Source organism: Aeromonas sp. 160P, assembly GCF_055193095.1.
The window spans coordinates 3,372,947-3,391,477 of the sequence record NZ_JBUXKV010000001.1; the positions used below are offsets into that span (position 1 = coordinate 3,372,947).

Sequence of the window (18,531 nt, forward strand, 5' to 3'; positions counted from 1 at the left end):
CGAAATGAATTGGCATCAGCATCCAACACTTCTAAAATTCCGTCCAATGACAAATATGACCACTCAACATTCCCGACAGGAATGAAAGGAGCCCTGATGGAGCTACGGGATCTGAAAGCCTTCGTCACTCTGGGGGAGGTACTGCACTTTGGCCAGGCAGCGGTGCGCCAGCACGTTACCCAGTCGGCCCTCAGCAAGCAGATCAGGCGGCTGGAGGAGGAGCTGGGGGGCGAACTGTTCGAGCGCAACGCCAGCAGCACCCGCCTCACCGGACTGGGCCGGGCGCTTTATGAGGATGCCCGCGCGGTGGTCATCCAGAGCGAGCAGCTCTCGCGCACTGCCCGCGATGTGCTGGCGGGTAACGTCGGCACCTTGCGTATCGGCTTTGGCGTGGCCACCAAGATCCTGGTGCCCGCCGCCATCGCCCGGTTTCGCACCGAGCGGCCGCAGGTGACCATCGAACTCAACGATCTCTCCACCCACCACCAGCTGCTGGCGCTCAGTGAAGGCAAGCTGGATCTCGGTTTTTGCCGCCTGCCCGCCCCCAAGGGGTGGCACGCCCAGCCGGTGGTCGAAGCCCACTTTGTTGCCGTGCTGCCCGCCAGCTACCGCGATGTGAGGGAATTGGCCGATCTGGTGGACAAACCGCTGGCGATCCTGCGCCGGGACAAGGCGCCGTCGTTTTACGATCACCTGATGAACTATCTGGCCCAGAGCGGGCTGCGATTTCAGGGTATCCAGTACGTCAACGACTTCGCCGCCGGGGTTGCCACCGCAGCGGCGGAGATCGCCTGGACCCTGGTCCCCTCCTCCACCACCATAGAGCACCCGGATGTGCTTACCCTGCCCCTGAGAGATGGCGAAGCCTGCTGGACCATAGGGCTGATTCGTCCGCCCCACAGCAAGGGGCCATTAATAGACGCCTTCTGGGCAACCATCGCCGATATGACACCGAGCTAGACACGTCGCTGGCAAATAGCGGATGGCGGCAGCGCCTCAACGATAGCGCGCGACAATGCGCGCCAACTCACCGCTTTGACGCAGCTGTTGCAGTGCCCGGTTGAACTCGGCTATGCGGATATTAAAGCGGGAATGGTTGCCAATGCAGAGGTTGAACGGGGTCGATGCCAGCTGCAGCGGCACCTCGACCACCTGCCCGGACAATCCCAGTTGGTTGAGTTTGAAGCGCGCCACCAGCGGGTCGGTCACCATCAAGTCACCCCGGCCCGCCGCCAGCATTTTGAAGACGTTATCGACGTTGATGGTGTGATGAACGGTGAAGCCAGCCAGATTCTCCTTGCCCCAGCCGTTGCCCAGATAGTCGAGAAAGGTGAAAGTCTTGAGGTCGCTCAAGCGGCTGGCTCGCTGGAACTCCGCCATCCGGGGGTGGCCAAGCTGAGTAAATATGGTCATCACCGTCGTGGTGACTGGCTCATCCACCATCTGGGTATAAGTAAGCCGCTCCCGGGTGGCGATGGTCACAAAGCCATCTGCCTGCGCCATCCGTACCATTTTTTGCGCCCGTTGCCACGGATACCCCTGATGAGTGACCCGCAGCCCCATCTGCCCTGCCACCCGATCCATCACATCGATCATCAGTCCGCGCATCTTGCCCTGCTCGTCACGCCATGAGTAAGGGGCAAAGTCGTCAAAATAAGCCATTTTCAACTCGGGAGCGGGCGCTGCCAAGGCACTCTGCCACATCAGCAATCCCCACAGGATTAGGCTCCCTATACCAACTCTCATGGCCGCAACTCCATCCACCTCTGCCACCTCTGAGCCTAGTGCAAAGCGTGCTACGGCAAGGATCAGGAGCCAGCGAAAAGTGACTAGCGAAACAGTGGCGAACGGAAAAAGAGAGAGGGGAAGCACTGGCTTCCCCTCTCTTTAGTTTTTCAGCACGCCACCTTATCGATGGCGGTCACAGCTTTCTGGTTACGCCAGCTCGGCCCGCAGTGCCCTGGTGGCATTGACCATCACTTTAAGTGCGGCCTCAGTCTCTTCCCAACCGCGGGTCTTGAGGCCGCAATCCGGGTTGACCCACAGCCGCTCGGCCGGGATCTGCTTGGCCGCCTTGCGCAGTAACCCCTCAATCCAGCTCTGGCTCGGCACGTTCGGCGAGTGGATGTCATAGACACCCGGGCCGATTTCATTGGGATAGTTGAAGCGCTCGAACGCTTCGAGCAGCTGCATCTGGCTGCGGCTGGTCTCGATGGTGATCACGTCTGCATCCAGCGCCGCTACCGCCTCGATGATGAGGTTGAAGTCGCTGTAACACATGTGGGTGTGGATCTGGGTGCTGTCCACCACCGGGCTCGCGCTCAGACGGAAGGCGCGCACCGCCCAGTCGAGATAGGCCTGATGATCCTGTTTGCGCAGGGGCAAGCCTTCGCGGATCGCCGGTTCATCGATCTGGATGATCTTGATGCCCGCGCTTTCCAGATCCGCCACCTCGTCGCGAATGGCCAGGCCAATTTGCAGGGCGGACTGCTCGCGGCTCACATCTTCGCGCGGGAAGGACCAGCAGAGGATGGTCACCGGGCCTGTCAGCATACCCTTGACCGGCTTGTCGGTCAGGCTCTGGGCAAACTTGGTCCATTCGAGGGTCATGGGGGTCGGGCGGTCGATGTCACGGGTGATCACCGGCGGCTTGACGCAGCGGGAGCCATAGCTCTGCACCCAACCGAAACGGGTGATGGCAAAGCCATCCAGCAGTTCACCAAAATACTCCACCATGTCGTTGCGCTCGGCCTCGCCATGTACCAGCACGTCCAGCCCGATCGCCTCCTGACGCGCGATGGCATCGCGGATCTCCCCCTGAATGCCCGCCTCATAGGCGTTGTCATCGATGCGACCAGCGCGCCAATCCTGACGCAATACCCGGATCTGCGAGGTCTGCGGGAAGGAGCCGATGGTGGTGGTGGGCAGCAGCGGCAACTTGAGATCGGCCCGCTGCAGCTCGGCTCTGACCGGATAGGGGTTGTGGCGATCAAAATCGCTGTTGGTGAGGCTGGCCAGACGGGACTGCACCGCACGCTTGTGGACCCGGCTGTCGGACTCCCGATCGACGATGGGCTGGCTGTAGGCGGTGATCTTGTCGCGCTCGCCACCATCCAGATAGTCTCTGAGCAGCCCCAGTTCGTAGCATTTTTGCAGGGCGAAGGCGAACCAGCTGCGGGTCTGGGGATCCAGCTCCAGTTCCAGGGTCAAATCCACCGGGCTGTGCAGCAGAGAGCAGGAGGAAGCAACCCACAGTCGCTCGCCGAGTCTGGCTTTCAGTGCCTTCAGGGTCGGTGCCAGCTTAGCCAGATTGGCGCGCCAGACGTTGCGACCATTGATCACCCCGGCGGAGATGACCCACTGGGCTGGCAGATGCGGCACTAGGGTCTCCAGTTGCTCGGGGGCGGCCACCAGATCCAGATGCAGGCCATCCACCTTCAGGCTGGTGATGATATCGCGCTGATGAGCAACCGAACCGAAATAGGTGGTGAGCAGCAGCTTGCAGGGGCCCGCGAGGCGCTCGTAGGCGTTGAGGTAGGCCAGCCGCCACTCGTCCGGCAAGTCCAGCGTCAGCGCCGGTTCGTCGATCTGTACCCACTCCACCCCTTGCGCGGCCAGCTTGGCCAGGATCTCCTGATAGACGATAAGCAAGCGATCGAGCAGTTCAAGGCGAGAGAAACCGCTCTCTTTCTCCTTGCCGAGCCACAGGTAGGAGATCGGCCCCAGCAGCACCGCCTTGACCGGCAGCCCCAGCGCCTTGGCCTCGTCCACCTCGTCAAACAGCTGGCTCCAGCCCAGTTTGAAGCGCTGATCGCGGCTAAATTCCGGCACCAGATAGTGGTAGTTGGTGTTGAACCATTTGGTCATCTCGGCAGCGGCGGCGGCCGGGCCGGTCGGCGCACGGCCACGGGCCACCCGGAACAGGGTGTCGAGGTCGGTCTCGCCATGACGGTGACGGGCAGGCACCGCATCCACCAGCAGGCTGGTGCCAAGCACTTGGTCATACCAGGCAAAATCCCCCACCGGCAGCAGATTGACCCCGGCGGCGTGCTGGGCCTGCCAGTGACGCTCACGCAGCGTCTTGCCCACGGCAACGAGTTCGGCCTGAGTGGTCTCGCCACGCCAGTAGGATTCGAGGGCAAATTTCAGCTCGCGCTTGGCGCCGATACGGGGGAAGCCCAGGGTGTGTGCTCGTGTCATAGGTTCATTTCCTTATGCTCATTCATCTGATGGGAAACTGGATGGTTTAGCCATCCAGATGTTTACACATCCAAAATGACAAGATAAGGTGACGCTGGCTATTGAATCCTCTTCAACTGGCTCTCAAATAATCCGCAACTGACCGCCAGTCAGGTTCACCATAAGGATACAGAGGCCGATTTTTACAGGTGTAAGAAGTGCCGGAGTTCAGAAGCGCAGCAGGCTAACCGCCGACAACAATATCAGCGCCATACGCAATCTCACAAGGAGCCATCTTATGGCAGTGCCAAGCAATGCAGGGATCGAGATCAAGCACTTGAAAACATTGACCGCGCTGGCCGAGCAGGGCTCGCTGGCCGGTGCGGCGCTGACCCTCAACCTCACCCAGTCCGCCCTCTCCCACCAGCTCAAAGAGCTGGAGACCCGCCTTAATCTGGAGCTTTACCTGCGCAAAAGCCGCCCGCTGGTGCTGACCGCGGCTGGCAGCCAGCTGCTCGCCCTCGCCCGTCAGGTGTTACCTGCGCTATCCCAGACCGAGAAGCAGCTGCAGGCCCTGCAGAGCGGCGATGCGGGCAGGCTGCATCTGGCGCTCGATTGCCACAGCTGCATCCAGTGGCTGTTGCCGCTGTTGCCAGAATTTCGCCGCCAGTGGCCGGGGGTGGATCTGGAAGTGGAATCAGTGCCGGGCTTTGATGCCCTCAATGCCCTGCTCGGCGGCCAGCTCGACCTGCTACTTACCTCTGACGTGCAGGCTCGCGGCGATCTCCACTTCGAGCCGCTGTTTGCCTTCGATCTCACCCTGGTGATGGCGCCGGATCACCCCCTCTGCCACCAGAGCCGCATCGAGCCGGGCGATCTGGGGCAAGAGGTACTGCTGGTCTACCCGGTGGAGCGCAGCCGCATGGATATCTTCAGCCGCTTTTTACAGCCCGCCGGGGTGGAGCCCGCTCGCTGCAAGCCGGTGGACAACACCTCGGTGATGTTGCAGATGGCCGCTGCCGGACTCGGGGTCGCCGCCCTGCCGCGCTGGGCCAGCGAGGAGTTTGTCAGACAGGGGATGCTCTGCTCCCGCCCCCTCGGCAGCGGTATCCGTCGCCATATGTATGGCGCGGTGCGGGGCGCCGACAAGGATCAGACCTGTCTGCAGAGCCTGTTCGAGTGCATTCGCAACAAGATGGGGAATGGTTGAAGAGAGGGGAAAATCACAGTTATCGCAGGCAATGCTAGCCTGACAAGGGGCAGAACAGTATCCTGATGCTTTAACGTTGCTTAACGGTAGCCATCATGTCCCACGTTGATCTGAATCTCTTTCGCGTCCTGGATGCTGTGATCCGCTATGGGGGCGTCACCACCGCCGCCGAGATGATGGAGATGACCCCCTCGGCCATCAGCCAGGCCATCAGCCGCCTGACCGCGTTGGTGGGCGAACAGCTGTTTGTCCGTCAGGGACGGGGAATTACCCCCACGGCGCGGGCGCTGAGCCTGCACCACGAAATCATGGTACCGCTGCACGACATGGAGCGCAGTCTGCAACGCACCGACCTGTTTGATCACCATACCAGTCGGCGCACCTTTCGCATCGCGGGCGTCCCTGATATCGATGTCTTCTTCCTGCCGGAACTCAACAACCTGTTGCAGAGCCAAGCCCCCAACTGCCAGCTGGAGTGGAACACCCAGGTGCAGGATGAAGCCTTGCGCCAGAACAGTCTCTATCTGCACAGCGTTGACCTGGTGCTGGCGACCAAACCCATGGTCGAGCAGAGCATTGAAAACGAGCAGATCATGTCCCAGCCCCTGCGCATCGCCTGCCGCAAGGATCACCCGCGGATCCGCCAGGCCCCCGACATGACCACCTTCTTCAACGAAAAGCATGTGGTACTGCAGGCCAGACGGCTCGACAACCTGTTACTCAACACCCTGACCAAGGCACCGCTGCCGCCCCGTCAGATCGCCTACGAGAGCGACTCCCTGCTCACCGCCCTCCATCTGGTGAGCCGTACCGACTGGCTCTGCGTTGCCAGCCAGTGGCACATGGATATGCTGGGCGATACCCTGGCGCTGGCCAGCTACCCCCTCCCCTGGGTCTCGGAAGATTGCCCGGTTTACATGAGTTGGCACAAAAGCTCCAATCAGGATGCGGGGCTGAACTGGCTCAAACAACAAGTGCGCAATGTTTGCTCGTTTTAAGCCTGCTTCACAATCCAGCCCACCCATCGACTCAGCTGGGCTATCGATCTTCTGAATTATCGTTCTACTGGAAAAGCGCTCTTATGGGCAATCAGCCCTCAGGATCATCGGGCGCGCTCTGCCAGCCATTGGGGCGCAGGTCATGCCGACATAGTGGTACCGAAATAGCTGCGCAGCGCCTCCACCACCCGCCGCACCTTCTCCGGGATCTCCCGCTGCGGCGTGATGGCGTGGATCTCCATCGGCGCCACCCGAAAACCGGGCAGCAGTTCGAGCAGCCGCCCCAGCGCCAGATCCTCACCAATCTCCCCCTCCGGTTGCAGCGAGATCCCCTGCCCCGCCAGCGCAAACTGGCGCAGGGGCAACACGTTGTTGCAGAGCACCTTGGGTTTGAACCTGACCCTGTGTTCGCCCCCCTTCTCATCGAGTAGCAGCAAACCGTTGCCCAGCATGTCGCCACAGAGCCAGTCGTGAGTCGTCAGATCGGCGGGCGTGCGCGGCGTCCCCTTGCGCGCCAGATAGGCGGGGGCGGCGCAGAGCAGCATCCGGGTTTGCCCCAGCTTGCGGGCCACCAGGGTCGAGTCGGGCAGGCTGCCGACCCGCAGCGCCACGTCGATCCGCTCGGCAATCAGATCCCGCTTCTCGTCATCGGCGATGATCTGGATGGTGAGGCCGGGGTGGGCCTGCAACAGCGGCGAGAGGGCCAGTGCCAGCGGCTGGCCCGCCATCCCCACCGGGGCGGTGATCCGCACTTCACCAAGCAGACTATCGCGCACCTCAGAAAGGCGCAGCTCGGTCTCGCTCAGGGTCTGCTGCAACGCCCGGCACCCTTGCCACACCACCTCCCCCGCCTCGGTCAGGCTGAGTCGGCGGGTGGAGCGATGGAGCAGGGTCAGCCCGAGCAGGCTCTCCAGCTGGCTGATATGCTGACTGACAGCAGAGGGGGTCATGCCGAGGGATTTGGCCGCACCTGTCATGCTGCCCGCCTCCACCACGGCGGCGAAGATGGCGTAACGTCTGAGCTGTTCCATTATTAAATCCAGCTTATAAGTGAATGCATTTTTGCGGTGATTATTAAATCATACCCGAAGGCGTAGGATAGCCTCATTCCAACAGTGAAGGAGAGTTCCCCATGAAGATTGCCCTGATCGGTGCCAGCGGTTTTGTCGGTTCAGCCATTTTGAACGAGGCCGTCAGCCGCGGCCATCACGTCACCGCCATCGTCCGCGATGTCAGCAAGGTGGCCGCCCATCCGCAGGTCACCGCCGTGGCGGTGGATGCCCAGAACCCGGATGCGCTGGCCGAAGTGCTCAAGGGGCACGATCGGGTGATCAGCGCCTACAACCCGGGCTGGAGTGCGCCGGATATCTACGAGCAGTACCTCAAAGGAGCCAACGCCATCGTGGCTGCCGCCGTGCAGGCCAACAGCTGGCTGCTGGTAGTGGGTGGTGCTGGCAGTCTGGAGATTGCCCCCGGCGTGCAACTGGTGGATACCCCGAAATTTCCGGCCGAGTGGAAACAGGGGGCACTGGCGGCCCGCGACGGTCTCACTGCCCTGCGCCGTGAAACCGCCCTCGACTGGCGCTTTGTCTCTCCTCCGGTGTTTCTGGAACCGGGCGAGAAGCGCGGCGGCTATCGGATTGGCGGCGATCAGGTGCTCTTTAGCGGCGAACAGCCTGCCGGGATCACCGCCGGTGATCTGGCCGATGGCGTGCTGAACGAGGTGGAAAAACCGGCTCACCTGCGCCAGCGCTTTACCCTGGGTTACTGAGCGCCAACAGGCGGTTAAGGCCAGACATTCGCGGTCACTCCCCTGATCCCTCAATCAGGTGATAACCCGCTCAAACAGAAGGGAGGCATTCGCCTCCCTTCTGTTTTGGTCATTTTGCCGCTGGCAGCTTGCCTCTGGTTGCCCTCAACAGGGCGCCCGACATCCGTTGTACTATGGGTCGTACCATCAGTCGCTCTAGGTTGACCAGGCTGGCGAGCCGTCAGGGATCGGCGCCCACCAGTTCACCCGGGTCAAGAGATGCTCAAATGATGTGACTTCGATAGCGTCGGGTTACTTCTTGCCAAAACCCGACTGCTTGAGGGTATAGCTGGCGTTGTTTTGCCAGGCATCCAGACCGCTGCGGTTATTGCCCGCCACCAGACTGGCCGCCAGACTCGGGCTGTTGAACAGCTGATCGGCGGTAAAGACAAAACCGCCCTGACTGCGCGGCACTATGATCCCCTTCTCCAGCAACTCCAGCCGCAGCTCAATCACCGCTTCGCGCAAAGAGGCCGCATCCTCGCCATTGGCGGTGGAACCGGCCAGCACCATAAAGCCCGGATTTTGCCGCTTGCCCACCGGATAACCGTGGGCCTCGGCCCCCTTGCCGTTGAAGTGGTAGAGCTCGCGCTCCCCCGGCCGGTTGTCGGCGAGCGCCTTTTGCAGGGTCATCAGCTCGTTGTAGATCTCGATGGGGACGACGGCAGCCTGCTTGTTGCCCTTGCTATCGATGATAAAACTGACTTGCTTGTGTAACATCCTTGCTCATCCTGTGACCCATGGAAGCCTCTATTCTAACCACCTCGGGCAACCATGATCCAGCAAGGATCCACTGCTCTTTTGCCGCCTTGATCACTAACTGGCACTGTTGATCAACAGCAAGGCTGTGTTGATCATTGGTGGCCGTGGTAGCGTAACTACCATGATGAAAGCCATTGACCATCAAACGGTTATCCCATGCTGACCCTGCGCAACCTCTGCAAGAGCTTCGATAACGGCAGTGAACGACTGCCGCTGTTTCACCATCTCGATCTCGCCCTCCCCGCGGGCGAGATCACCCTGTTGCTGGGCCAAAGCGGCTGCGGCAAGTCAACCCTGCTCAATCTGATCGCCGGTCTGATTGCGCCGGACGAAGGGGAGATCTGGCTGGGGGAGACCCGGATCGACACCCGATCACCCGACGAACGGGCACGGCTGCGTGGCCGCCATTTCGGCATCGTCTATCAGGATTTCAACCTGCTGCCGACCCTGAACGTGGCCGAGAATCTGGCCCTGCCGCTGGCCATCAACGGTCTGCCACAAGATGAGACCAAGATTGACCAGTTGCTGCAACAGCTCGATATGGCCCATAAGCGCCATGCCTGGCCGGAGCAGCTCTCCGGCGGCCAGCGACAGCGGGTGGCGCTGGCCCGCGCCCTCATCCATCAGCCCAGGTGGCTGCTCGCCGACGAACCCACCGGCAGCCTCGATGAGCACAATGCCGAACAGGTGATGGTGCTGATGATAGCGGCGGTGCGCGACACCGGCGCAGGCTTGCTGCTGGTGAGCCACAACCCGGCCTATGCTGCGCTGGCCGACAGGGTGCTGCGCCTCGAAGGGGGTCTGCTGATCGAACTCAAAGGGCCCCGTCATGACTAAGCTGCGTCTGCCGGGAGCACGCTGATGCTGCCACTCAAAGCGCTGCTGCGCCTCTATCGCAGCCACCCCTGGTTGCTGTTGATGAGTCTGGCCGGGCTAGTGTTGGGGGTCTCGCTGGTGGTGGCCATCGAGCTGCTCAATCACAGCGCCCGCACCAACTTTGTCGCCGCCCGCAGCCAGCTGGCAGGGGAAGCCAACTACCGGCTGGCCCCCACTGGCGGGCTGGATGAACAGCTTTACGTGCAACTGGTGAAAAACCAGCCCGCCCTCGATGCCATGCCCCAGCTCCATGGCTGGCTCAAGGATGAGCAGGGGCGCAGCTTTCAACTGCTGGGGATGGATCTCTTCAACCCCGGCCCCCTGCGCCAGCTGTTTGGCACCCAACCCGCGAGCGAACCCGCCTTCGCCCTAAACCGTGCCGACAGCATCTGGCTGGCAGCCCCCGAGGCAGATCGCCTTGGCTGGCAAGCGGGCCAGAGCCGTCGCTTTGTATTGGGCGGCAGCGATGGCGCCAGCGCACGCCCCCTGACCCTGACCCTGGCGGGCACCTTCGAACCCGGCGCCGTGCCCATGGATCGGCTGCTGGTGACCGATATCGGCCTCGCCCAGCCGCTGCTGGGCAAGGCGGGTCGGCTCGATCGCATCCTCTTCAAGCTAAGCGAAGCCGAGGCTCGTACCCTGCAGGCGGCGCTGCAAACCGATTACCCGGTTCAGCCCTTGTGGCTTGAGCCTATCAGCCCGGCGCTCGATGCCAGCCAGCTTGGCGATGCGCTGGCCCTTAACCTGACGGCGCTGTCATTGCTCGCCATGGCGGTGGGATTGTTTTTGGTGTTCAACGCCCAGCGATTTGTGCAGAGCGTGCGCCGACCCCAGCTGGCCCAGCTGATCATTCTGGGGATGCCACCGAGTCGGGTGCTTGGCTGGCTCATCCTGGAGCTCGTTATTCTCGCCACAATCGGCACCCTGCTCGGGGTGCTGCTCGGCAGCCTGTTGGCACTGGCGCTGATGGGACAACTGACCCAGGCGCTGGCCGATCTCTATGGCCCCAACCCCATTGACCTGTTGCGCCTCTCCCCTTTGAGCCTGCTCAAGGCGCTGTTGATCGGCCTGCTCGGCACACTGGCCGCCAACCTGCCCGGCTGGTGGCAACTGCTGCGCCAATCCCCCCTCGAACTGCGAGCCGGAAGCAGCCGCCCCCCCGCTCACCCGTGGCGACGGCGCGTGCTGGCCATCGCCATCTTGCTGCTGTGCGCTCTGTGCCTGTGGTTGCCGCAAACCGGTCTCACCGGCGCCCTGTTTATCGCCGGAGGCTGGCTGCTGGCCATGGCGCTATGGCTGCCCGATGCCCTGCGCGGCCTGCTTGGCTGGCTGCGAAGACGGGCGGGCGGCCCCCTCACTGCCCGGCTCGGGGTGGCCGAGACCCTCTATCACCTCGATCGCACCGCCATCGCGGTGATGGCATTGCAGCTGGCCATCGCGGCGGCCATCGGCATCGGGGTCATGGTGTCGAGTTTTCGCTCCAGCGTGGAGATCTGGCTCGGCCAGCGTCTGGCCGCCGATCTCTATGTCACCGCCCCCAAGGGGGTGGCGGGCAGCAAGGGCACCTTGAGCGAAGCCACCCTCGAGACCCTGCTCGCCAATCCGCTGGTGAGCGCCGCCTCGCGCCGCTCGGTGCATCCCGCCCGCTGGCAGGAGCAGCCTGTCGAGTGGGCGCAGATGGACTTTATCCCCCAGCTTAAAGCGGCCTATCCGCTGCTGGCCGGACGCTGGCCGACCCGCCCCGACGAAGTGCTGGCGAGCGAACCGCTGACGGTGCGCCTCGGGGTCAAGGTGGGCCAGCAGTTGGCGATCAGCGGCGAGCAGGGGCCAAGGCAGTTCACCGTCACCGGCGTCTATCAGGACTACGGCAGCGACAAGGGGCAACTCCTGCACGCCTTCGAGGCGGGAGTGGTGCAATCCCTCGCCCTCTTTAGCGACGACCCCGAGCAGTTGGCTGACCGCCTGCGCGAGCGCTTTGGCGAGCAGCTCAATCTGCTCTCCGCCCCCGCCATACACAGCGCGGCGCTCAAGGTGTTTGACCAGACCTTTGTGGTGACCGAACTATTGAAACTGCTGATCCTCGGCATCGCCTTTGTCGGGATCGGTTCGGCCTTTATGGTGCTGGGGCTGGCGCGCCGTGGCGAGCTGCAGACCTTGCAGAGTCTGGGTTTGAGCCCCCGCCACTGCCGCCAGCTGCTGGTGTGGCAAGGAGCGGGATTGGGGCTACTCACCGCCTTGCTGGCCCTGCCGGTGGGATATGGCCTCGCCTGGGTGCTGATCGAGGTGGTTAACCCCCGCGCCTTTGGTTGGCGCCTCGCCTTCGAAGCCGCCCCCCTTCATGCGGTCACCGCCCTGTTGCTGGCGCCGGTATGTGGCGCATTGGCCTCCTGGTATGCGGCAAGGAGAGTGGTATGAAACAGATCAAAGGGTGGCCGCTGGTGCTGGGTATGCTCTGGACGCTCTATAGCGGGGCTATCGCTGCCAGCGATCTGGGCGCCCTGCTCGGGGGCGGCAGCGACAGCTTTAAAAAGGTGCTGCCGGGGCAAACGATTCAATTGCCGGAGGATCACGCCGCCCACCCCGATTACCGCTCCGAGTGGTGGTATCTCACCGGCAACCTCAAGGATGAACAGGGGCGCGAATATGGCATGCAGTGGACCCTGTTTCGCCAAGCTATCGAGCAAGAACTCCGCACCAGCAACCCTTGGCTCACCCCCCAGCTCTGGCTGGCGCAGTTTGCCATCACGGATCTCGAGCGTGGCACCCACCAGCAAGATGAACGGGCCAGTCGGCAGGGGCCGGGGCTGGCGGGGGCCAGCGGCGGCCAATATTGGCTCAGGGAGTGGCGACTTGCCTCGCAAGGGGCTGCGCTGTTCCCCGCCACCCTCAAGGTGCAGAGCAAGATTGGCGAGCTGAACCTCACCGTCACTGCCGCCAAGCCGCTGGTGCTGCAAGGCAAGGCCGGTTACAGCGAGAAGAGCCCGGGCAACGCCTCCTTTTACTACTCCTACCCGCGCCTCACGCTGCGCGGCACCCTGACCCGCGATGGCGAAACCCGCACAGTGACCGGACAAGGCTGGTTTGATCACGAGTGGAGCAGCTCGGTATTGGCCGAGTGGCAATCGGGCTGGGACTGGTTTTCGCTGCAACTGGCCGATGGCCGCGAGCTGATGCTGTTTCGCCTGCGCACCAAGGCGGGCCGCGCCAATCCGGAAAACCGCTACGGCATTTTGATTGAACAGGATGGCAGCAGCCGGGTGCTCCCCCCCGATGCTATTCGTCTTACTCCGGGCAAGACCTGGCGCGGCCCCAAGGGGCAGGATTACCCCGTCGAGTGGCAGCTAAACGCCGCCGGAATGACCCTCACCATCAAAGCCCGTCAGCCCAATCAGGCCATGACCGGCCGCTTTGACTACTGGGAGGGGGCGGTCACTGTCTCGGGAGATGCCAAGGGGGTCGGCTATCTGGAGATGACCGGCTATTAAGCCTGCGGCCATCGCCGGTTATCCCTTATCCTGACGCTTGCTTCAAAAGCGGGGCACTATTAAGAACTCATTAAAATCCGACAACTTGGACAGCTTTTTACTCAACAAGGGAAGTCAGCGTTTGATACCCTGCAGATGCGGTCTCATGGCGTATTTTCGTACCGCCCCCATGGCGACAGAATTAACCGGTTTGAGTCGTTCAACTCATATGCAGCATGCACAAGGATGGCATTTATGTGGCAAGAGATATGGCAGACCATCGTCTCCGAGTTCGCGGATATTCAAGATATCAAGCAGATGACCCAGATTGTATTGCGCCTGCTGGTGGCTGGCCTACTCGGTGGTCTATTAGGCTACGAACGTGAACAGAAAGGGAAAAGTGCCGGGATCCGCACCCATATGCTGGTCAGTATTGGCGCCGCGCTGTTCGTGCTGATCCCCCAGCAAGCTGGCGCATCAACCGCCGATCTGACCCGGGTGTTGCAGGGTCTCACTGCCGGGGTGGGATTTCTGGGGGCTGGCACCATCATTCTGGGTACCCGACAAACAGAAACCAAAGGGCTGACCACAGCCGCCGGAATATGGGTCACCGCGGCCATCGGCATTGCCGCTGGCATGGGCCGCGAATCCACCGCAGTGCTCGCCACCCTGATAGCGCTGTTTATTTTAACCATTGTGCCTTGGCTGCTGAGCCTCAAAAAAGAGGGCCGTGAATGACCCTCACTCGCCATACCAATGGCGACAGCTATCAGGCGATGACCGGCTACCAAGGTGGCCGGTTTGCTCGATAAAGCGAAACCCTTCGCCCATATAAACAGGGCATAAAACAGACATTGCCCAGCAATCCCTATCACTTGGTGCCAGTAGTCAAGGATGCCGATGCTGCTTATTTATCGACCAAACCTCCCCCACTCCGCCCCCAGCCACTTTGGCTCAAGTCTGATCCCCGTCAAAAAACCATATAAAATCCGAGCGTTAACTAACGTTCTACTCACTACAGCCAGTCAGCGTTTGATACCCTACTCATCCGGCCCTCACGACCCCAAAAGCAGCCGAGGTCAGCCCATGATTTACCCATTTTCAATCTGGTTAAACGCAGTACTCGGGGAGCTGTAACCCCGTGCGGTAGCCATCCCGGCCGTAGGGTGTCAATAAGCGAAGCGCATTGCACCACCACCTTATTTTAAAGACATGGAGAATAGAGCAATTCCTTATCCTTACGTCTCGGTAAACGTTGGGCTTCGCAAGCTCAGCCCAACCTACCTTGCTGAGTGCTTCCAAAGCCCGATTACGCGTCACTAATAAAACTCATTATCCTGAAGCAAAGAGTAATTAATACATCAATTTTTCAAAGAGGCTAAAATGTTAGATAGCATTATAAATAAGGCAACGGGTGGCTTAGATGGTTTGGTTGATGAATTAATAACATCTGTATCAGGTAAACTTAAAGAAAAAATATCCAATGCCTTTTCGATAGAAAAGCTTAAGTTTTTTAAAAAAAATGTTGAACGCATTGGGAATGTAAAGACAATATTAAATCCTGACTCTATTGTCTCGCTAAATGAGATATTTTTTGATAAAGCAGTGTCTTTTGATGGATTCTGTATAGATACGTTTAGCCAACTTAGAAATAAGCATGTTTTAATTGAAGGTGGACCGGGACAAGGCAAATCATTATTCTTACGCAAGATATGTATTAATGAAGCAAAGAATAGTTCGTACATCCCAATATTTGTTGAGTTTAGAAACTTAAAATTCGAGAGTTCTTTAAGAGAGGAGTTAATAGCTGCTATTAATGAGCTAGGCGTTTCTTTAGACTTTTCTATTTTTGAACATCTAGCTACCTCAGGAAAAATAATTCTCTTTTTAGATGGTTTTGATGAAATCCCCAATGACAAGCGTTCTAAGATAGCACGCGAACTAGAAAATATTGCTAGAGCTTTTTCAGAACTCAGGATTGTTGTAACCTCCCGTCCAGATTCTGGCATGGGTTCATCAGTTTATTTTTATAAGCTAAGAATAGATCCAATGCCCCTATCAGTTCAAAATGAATTTATAGAGCATATTTACAAATCAAAAAAACAATCTGAAAGTATCAATTCCATTTTAAAAAATAGTACTTTCTTATCTGATGTGACAACCTCACCACTATTACTTACATTATTTTCAATAACATATAACGCACGCCAATTTAAGCCTGATAGCTTATCTGAATTTTATAGTCTAATATTTCCAACTATGCTCTATCGACATGACAGAATGAAGGTTGGGTTTGAAAGGAATAGGATTTCCGGACTAACTGATTATCAAATGCAAAGGCTATTCGATAGTTTAAGCTTTCTATCTTTAAATGATAATCAGACTAGGTTTTCAGCCAATAAATTTAGAAAGTATCTAGAAGATGCATCTAAAATTGAACGTTTGAGCGAAAACCTAGAAGATGCACTTATCTCTGATATTTCAGACATCACAGCATTAATTGTTAGAGACGGATTTGATCATTACTCATATACTCACAAAAGCATTCAAGAGTATTTTTCCGCAGCATTTATTTATAGGCTAAGTGAGAATAAGAAAAGTAAGTTTTACAAGATGGTGATTGATAATATACATGAGTTTAGAAAATGGCAAAACGTATTATCTTTTTTGAATACTATCGATGAACGAAACTACACTAAATACTTCCTTATTCCCTATAAAAAACACGCACTATGTCTGGATGTCAATGGGAGTGTATCTATCAACTACAGCGCTCTTTTAAATTTAATTGGTCGAGACTCTAGAGTAAAAGTTGATGAGAATGGTAAGGTCATGGGTTTTTATTGGGGGGATACATTGTCATCTGTCTTATTCATAGAATATTCTGAATTTGCTAAGCATATTGTTTCCGAGTACTTAAAAAAAATCCAAAAAACAATTGCAGAGTATATTTCATATTGTAAACAAGAAGACTATGAGAACTTCCAAACGTTTGATGGTTACTTTGTTATCTTTATTGACCATATAATAAAAGAAACTTGTAAACATAAAGAGATTTGCAAAAGAATATCAATTTCTTTTGACCAAAGTAATTTCAAACGTGAAGTTTTATCGTTAGAGCAAGACCTCAACATGGCAGATAGGATGACAGATCAAATATTGCCATTTTAATTTTTTGCGGCAAGCTAGAGAAAAAACATGTTGTTTAGCTCGTTGCTTTATTGTTAATGGCCCTGAACTAGTTCTTTAGTTACTATGAAGTTTATATCTATGCTTGGCTCACATATCAGGATGATAAACTCCATGTACATTGTTGAACTACTGTTGCAACAAAAATTAGGTGGAAATCTCGGCTCGAAATTATCGTAAAGCCCTTTCGTTGTAGCCTGATATGTCAGTTGCACAAACTTGCGAGGGTCAAACTTCATATACCTAATAGATAAAGAGTTGAGATAATGGATTACTTCCCGCCCCCCAGCGATTGAATAAACGCCAGGGTGCGGCGATTAAACTGCTCCGGCTGCTCCACATTGCAGACATGGCCGCACTGTTCAATCACCGCCAGCGAGGAGCTAGCATCGCGGGCCACCTGCTCACGCACCGGTGCCAGAAACATATGATCCTCCTCCCCCATCACATAGAGGGTGGGAATGGGCAGGGAGCGTTCGCGGAAGTAGCGCATCAGCGGGTTGACCTCGGTGGCGAGGCGGAACCAGCGTTTGAACTCTTTCTGGCAGAGCTTGCGAGCCTCGCGCACAAACAGGTTGCGCGACTCCTGATGGCGCTGGCGCGGCATGATGATGAAGGCAAACAGCCGGTAGAGCCACATATAGGGCAGGATATGCTGGCCGAGTCGGCCCAGCTGTACCAGCACCCGCGAGCGGATATCGAGCCGCAGGATGGCGCCCCCCAATACCATGCTCTTGACCCGCTCCGGGCAGAGCTCGGCCAGATGGCGAATAAGGATGGTGCCAAGGGAGATGCCGACAAAGTGGGCGCGGCGGATATTGAGGTGATCGAGCAGACGCACGATATCTTCGGTCACTTCCCGAAAGCTGTAGTGGCCCTTGACCACCTGTTGCAGCTGGTGGGACTGACCATGGCCGCGCAAGTCCAGCAGCAGCACGTTGAAGTGTTCGCGATAGGCGCGCAGCTGTTTGAACCAGATGGAGGAGCTGCCACCGGCGCCGTGGACAAACACTACCCAATCCCGTTCGGGGCCAAGCTCAAAGGTCTTGTGATACAGCATCTTGCGACTCCCTCATCGACGGCATTGGGGTATAGTAGGCGCGCATCTTAGCAGATAATTTCAGCAAAAAAATACGTTTACATGGTAACCGGCAAGGAGCGTGAAGATGGAGTTGACGAGTGTGAGGGCCTTTCTGCTCACCCTGCCTGGCACACAGGAAGATACCCCATTTGGCCCGGAGATCCTGGTCTACCGCATCGCGGGCAAGATGTTCGCGCTGGTGGATTGGCAGGCCGAACCGCTCACCATCAACCTCAAATGTGAGCCCGAACTGGCCCTGCTGCTGCGCGAGATCCACCCCGAGGTCAAACCGGGCTGGCATATGAACAAGCAGCACTGGAATACGGTGACCTTAAGCGATGCACTGCCGGCCGATCTCTGGCAAGGCTGGGTGCACCACTCCTATGAACGGGTTATCGCGGGTCTGCCCAAAGCCAAACGGCCGCAGGCGCCGCAGCCCCTCCAACCCACTGACGGCAAAGCCCCATGACCCCAGCACTGCGTATTGTCCCGCTCAGCGAGCCACATATCCCCGCCCTCGTTACCCTGTTCGAGCAGGCGGTGCGGCGCAGCGGCCCCGAGCACTACAGCGCCGAACAGGTGGCGCAGTGGGCCCTCGGCGCGCGCCATCCCGGCTTTGTCAGCCAGCTGCGCGAGCATCATGGCTGGGTGGCGGAGCTTGGAAATGTGCCGCTGGGTTTCGTCACCCTGAGTGCGGATGGCCACCTCAGCTTGCTCTATGTGAGCGCCGACTATCAGCGACAGGGGTTGGGCAATCTGCTGCTCACCACGGCACTGGCGGGCGCCCGGGCGCGGGGCCTGCAGCGCATCACCACCGAGGCCAGCGCCTTCAGTTATGAGCTATTTTTACGACATGGCTTTGTGTTGACCGGGCTGGAGTGCGTGGAGCGGGGCGGAGTCAGTTTTACGCGCCATCGCCTGCACTGCTGCTTGCCAAGCTAGGTCAAGTCACTAAAATACGC

The 18,531-nt window shown here is 58.3% G+C and carries 16 protein-coding genes; 11 read left to right on the forward strand and 5 right to left on the reverse strand.

The annotated features are described in order from the left end of the window. Positions 1 to 96 precede the first annotated feature (96 nt). Entirely contained in the window at positions 97 to 960 is an 864-nt protein-coding gene (locus ACY8FN_RS15680) for a LysR family transcriptional regulator (protein ID WP_463100533.1), read from the forward strand. A 36-nt stretch (positions 961 to 996) separates the two neighbouring features. Here ACY8FN_RS15680 and ACY8FN_RS15685 read toward each other — a convergent pair whose 3' ends face one another. Together ACY8FN_RS15685 and metE are read right to left on the reverse strand one after the other, a co-directional pair. Continuing rightward, positions 997 to 1,746, reverse strand: coding sequence for a substrate-binding periplasmic protein (locus ACY8FN_RS15685; RefSeq protein ID WP_463100534.1), 750 nt, complete (start codon positions 1,744 to 1,746; stop codon positions 997 to 999). Positions 1,747 to 1,935: 189 nt separating this feature from the next. Then, positions 1,936 to 4,200 (reverse strand): 5-methyltetrahydropteroyltriglutamate--homocysteine S-methyltransferase, encoded by a 2,265-nt coding sequence (gene metE / locus ACY8FN_RS15690; RefSeq protein ID WP_463100535.1) that lies wholly within the window; start codon positions 4,198 to 4,200, stop codon positions 1,936 to 1,938. 277 nt (positions 4,201 to 4,477) lie between these two features. Between metE and ACY8FN_RS15695 the strand changes: the two genes are divergently transcribed. Together ACY8FN_RS15695 and ACY8FN_RS15700 are read left to right on the forward strand one after the other, a co-directional pair. Continuing rightward, positions 4,478 to 5,389: a LysR substrate-binding domain-containing protein gene (locus tag ACY8FN_RS15695; RefSeq protein WP_463100536.1), complete on the forward strand. Its 912-nt coding sequence runs from the start codon at positions 4,478 to 4,480 to the stop codon at positions 5,387 to 5,389. A gap of 95 nt (positions 5,390 to 5,484) precedes the next feature. Continuing rightward, positions 5,485 to 6,387, forward strand: coding sequence for a LysR family transcriptional regulator (locus ACY8FN_RS15700; RefSeq protein ID WP_101318764.1), 903 nt, complete (start codon positions 5,485 to 5,487; stop codon positions 6,385 to 6,387). 140 nt (positions 6,388 to 6,527) lie between these two features. Here ACY8FN_RS15700 and ACY8FN_RS15705 read toward each other — a convergent pair whose 3' ends face one another. Then, positions 6,528 to 7,418 carry a LysR family transcriptional regulator gene (locus ACY8FN_RS15705; RefSeq protein ID WP_139718766.1) on the reverse strand — a complete coding sequence of 297 codons (891 nt, stop codon included), beginning with the start codon at positions 7,416 to 7,418 and terminating at the stop codon, positions 6,528 to 6,530. 101 nt (positions 7,419 to 7,519) lie between these two features. Here ACY8FN_RS15705 and ACY8FN_RS15710 point away from each other — a divergent pair, with 101 nt between their 5' ends. Next, a complete protein-coding gene (locus ACY8FN_RS15710; RefSeq protein WP_463100537.1) occupies positions 7,520 to 8,158 on the forward strand; it encodes an NAD(P)-dependent oxidoreductase in 639 nt (212 codons plus the stop codon). A 291-nt stretch (positions 8,159 to 8,449) separates the two neighbouring features. Here ACY8FN_RS15710 and ACY8FN_RS15715 read toward each other — a convergent pair whose 3' ends face one another. Continuing rightward, positions 8,450 to 8,917: a DUF4357 domain-containing protein gene (locus ACY8FN_RS15715; protein ID WP_042019202.1), complete on the reverse strand. Its 468-nt coding sequence runs from the start codon at positions 8,915 to 8,917 to the stop codon at positions 8,450 to 8,452. Positions 8,918 to 9,115: 198 nt separating this feature from the next. Between ACY8FN_RS15715 and ACY8FN_RS15720 the strand changes: the two genes are divergently transcribed. From ACY8FN_RS15720 to ACY8FN_RS15740, 5 genes are all read left to right on the forward strand, one after another. Beyond that, positions 9,116 to 9,796, forward strand: coding sequence for an ABC transporter ATP-binding protein (locus ACY8FN_RS15720; protein WP_463100538.1), 681 nt, complete (start codon positions 9,116 to 9,118; stop codon positions 9,794 to 9,796). 24 nt (positions 9,797 to 9,820) lie between these two features. After that, on the forward strand, positions 9,821 to 12,250 hold the full coding sequence (locus ACY8FN_RS15725; RefSeq protein WP_463100539.1) for an ABC transporter permease: 2,430 nt from the start codon (positions 9,821 to 9,823) through the stop codon (positions 12,248 to 12,250). Beyond that, positions 12,247 to 13,320, forward strand: a complete 1,074-nt coding sequence (locus tag ACY8FN_RS15730; RefSeq protein ID WP_463100540.1) for a lipocalin-like domain-containing protein — start codon at positions 12,247 to 12,249, stop codon at positions 13,318 to 13,320. The genes ACY8FN_RS15725 and ACY8FN_RS15730 overlap by 4 nt, the downstream gene beginning before the upstream one ends. Before the next feature lie 234 nt (positions 13,321 to 13,554). Continuing rightward, the gene (locus tag ACY8FN_RS15735; RefSeq protein WP_463100541.1) at positions 13,555 to 14,037 is read left to right on the forward strand and encodes an MgtC/SapB family protein; all 483 of its coding nucleotides are present in this window, start codon (positions 13,555 to 13,557) and stop codon (positions 14,035 to 14,037) included. 645 nt (positions 14,038 to 14,682) lie between these two features. Then, positions 14,683 to 16,470, forward strand: a complete 1,788-nt coding sequence (locus ACY8FN_RS15740; protein ID WP_463100542.1) for an NACHT domain-containing protein — start codon at positions 14,683 to 14,685, stop codon at positions 16,468 to 16,470. Between the two features lie 289 nt (positions 16,471 to 16,759). On the opposite strand, the gene ACY8FN_RS15745 is transcribed toward ACY8FN_RS15740, so the two are convergent. Then, positions 16,760 to 17,548, reverse strand: a complete 789-nt coding sequence (locus tag ACY8FN_RS15745; RefSeq protein ID WP_463100543.1) for an alpha/beta fold hydrolase — start codon at positions 17,546 to 17,548, stop codon at positions 16,760 to 16,762. 106 nt (positions 17,549 to 17,654) lie between these two features. On the opposite strand from ACY8FN_RS15745, the gene ACY8FN_RS15750 reads away from it, so the two are divergent. Both ACY8FN_RS15750 and ACY8FN_RS15755 read left to right on the forward strand, forming a co-directional pair. Next, positions 17,655 to 18,038, forward strand: a complete 384-nt coding sequence (locus ACY8FN_RS15750) for an MmcQ/YjbR family DNA-binding protein (RefSeq protein WP_463100544.1) — start codon at positions 17,655 to 17,657, stop codon at positions 18,036 to 18,038. Then, complete coding sequence (locus ACY8FN_RS15755; RefSeq protein ID WP_463100545.1) at positions 18,035 to 18,511, forward strand: GNAT family N-acetyltransferase; 477 nt, start codon at positions 18,035 to 18,037, stop codon at positions 18,509 to 18,511. Before ACY8FN_RS15750 ends, ACY8FN_RS15755 begins: the two co-directional genes overlap by 4 nt. The last annotated feature ends 20 nt before the right edge of the window (positions 18,512 to 18,531 follow it).

What these genes read in the sequence shown, in the direction of transcription:
- ACY8FN_RS15680 (WP_463100533.1), top strand. Translation starts at nt 97, where the DNA reads ATGGAGCTACGGGATCTGAAAGCCTTCGTCACTCTGGGGGAGGTACTG.
- ACY8FN_RS15685 (WP_463100534.1), bottom strand. Translation starts at nt 1,746, where the DNA reads ATGAGAGTTGGTATAGGGAGCCTAATCCTGTGGGGATTGCTGATGTGG.
- metE (WP_463100535.1), bottom strand. Translation starts at nt 4,200, where the DNA reads ATGACACGAGCACACACCCTGGGCTTCCCCCGTATCGGCGCCAAGCGC.
- ACY8FN_RS15695 (WP_463100536.1), top strand. Translation starts at nt 4,478, where the DNA reads ATGGCAGTGCCAAGCAATGCAGGGATCGAGATCAAGCACTTGAAAACA.
- ACY8FN_RS15700 (WP_101318764.1), top strand. Translation starts at nt 5,485, where the DNA reads ATGTCCCACGTTGATCTGAATCTCTTTCGCGTCCTGGATGCTGTGATC.
- ACY8FN_RS15705 (WP_139718766.1), bottom strand. Translation starts at nt 7,418, where the DNA reads ATGGAACAGCTCAGACGTTACGCCATCTTCGCCGCCGTGGTGGAGGCG.
- ACY8FN_RS15710 (WP_463100537.1), top strand. Translation starts at nt 7,520, where the DNA reads ATGAAGATTGCCCTGATCGGTGCCAGCGGTTTTGTCGGTTCAGCCATT.
- ACY8FN_RS15715 (WP_042019202.1), bottom strand. Translation starts at nt 8,917, where the DNA reads ATGTTACACAAGCAAGTCAGTTTTATCATCGATAGCAAGGGCAACAAG.
- ACY8FN_RS15720 (WP_463100538.1), top strand. Translation starts at nt 9,116, where the DNA reads ATGCTGACCCTGCGCAACCTCTGCAAGAGCTTCGATAACGGCAGTGAA.
- ACY8FN_RS15725 (WP_463100539.1), top strand. Translation starts at nt 9,821, where the DNA reads ATGCTGCCACTCAAAGCGCTGCTGCGCCTCTATCGCAGCCACCCCTGG.
- ACY8FN_RS15730 (WP_463100540.1), top strand. Translation starts at nt 12,247, where the DNA reads ATGAAACAGATCAAAGGGTGGCCGCTGGTGCTGGGTATGCTCTGGACG.
- ACY8FN_RS15735 (WP_463100541.1), top strand. Translation starts at nt 13,555, where the DNA reads ATGTGGCAAGAGATATGGCAGACCATCGTCTCCGAGTTCGCGGATATT.
- ACY8FN_RS15740 (WP_463100542.1), top strand. Translation starts at nt 14,683, where the DNA reads ATGTTAGATAGCATTATAAATAAGGCAACGGGTGGCTTAGATGGTTTG.
- ACY8FN_RS15745 (WP_463100543.1), bottom strand. Translation starts at nt 17,548, where the DNA reads ATGCTGTATCACAAGACCTTTGAGCTTGGCCCCGAACGGGATTGGGTA.
- ACY8FN_RS15750 (WP_463100544.1), top strand. Translation starts at nt 17,655, where the DNA reads ATGGAGTTGACGAGTGTGAGGGCCTTTCTGCTCACCCTGCCTGGCACA.
- ACY8FN_RS15755 (WP_463100545.1), top strand. Translation starts at nt 18,035, where the DNA reads ATGACCCCAGCACTGCGTATTGTCCCGCTCAGCGAGCCACATATCCCC.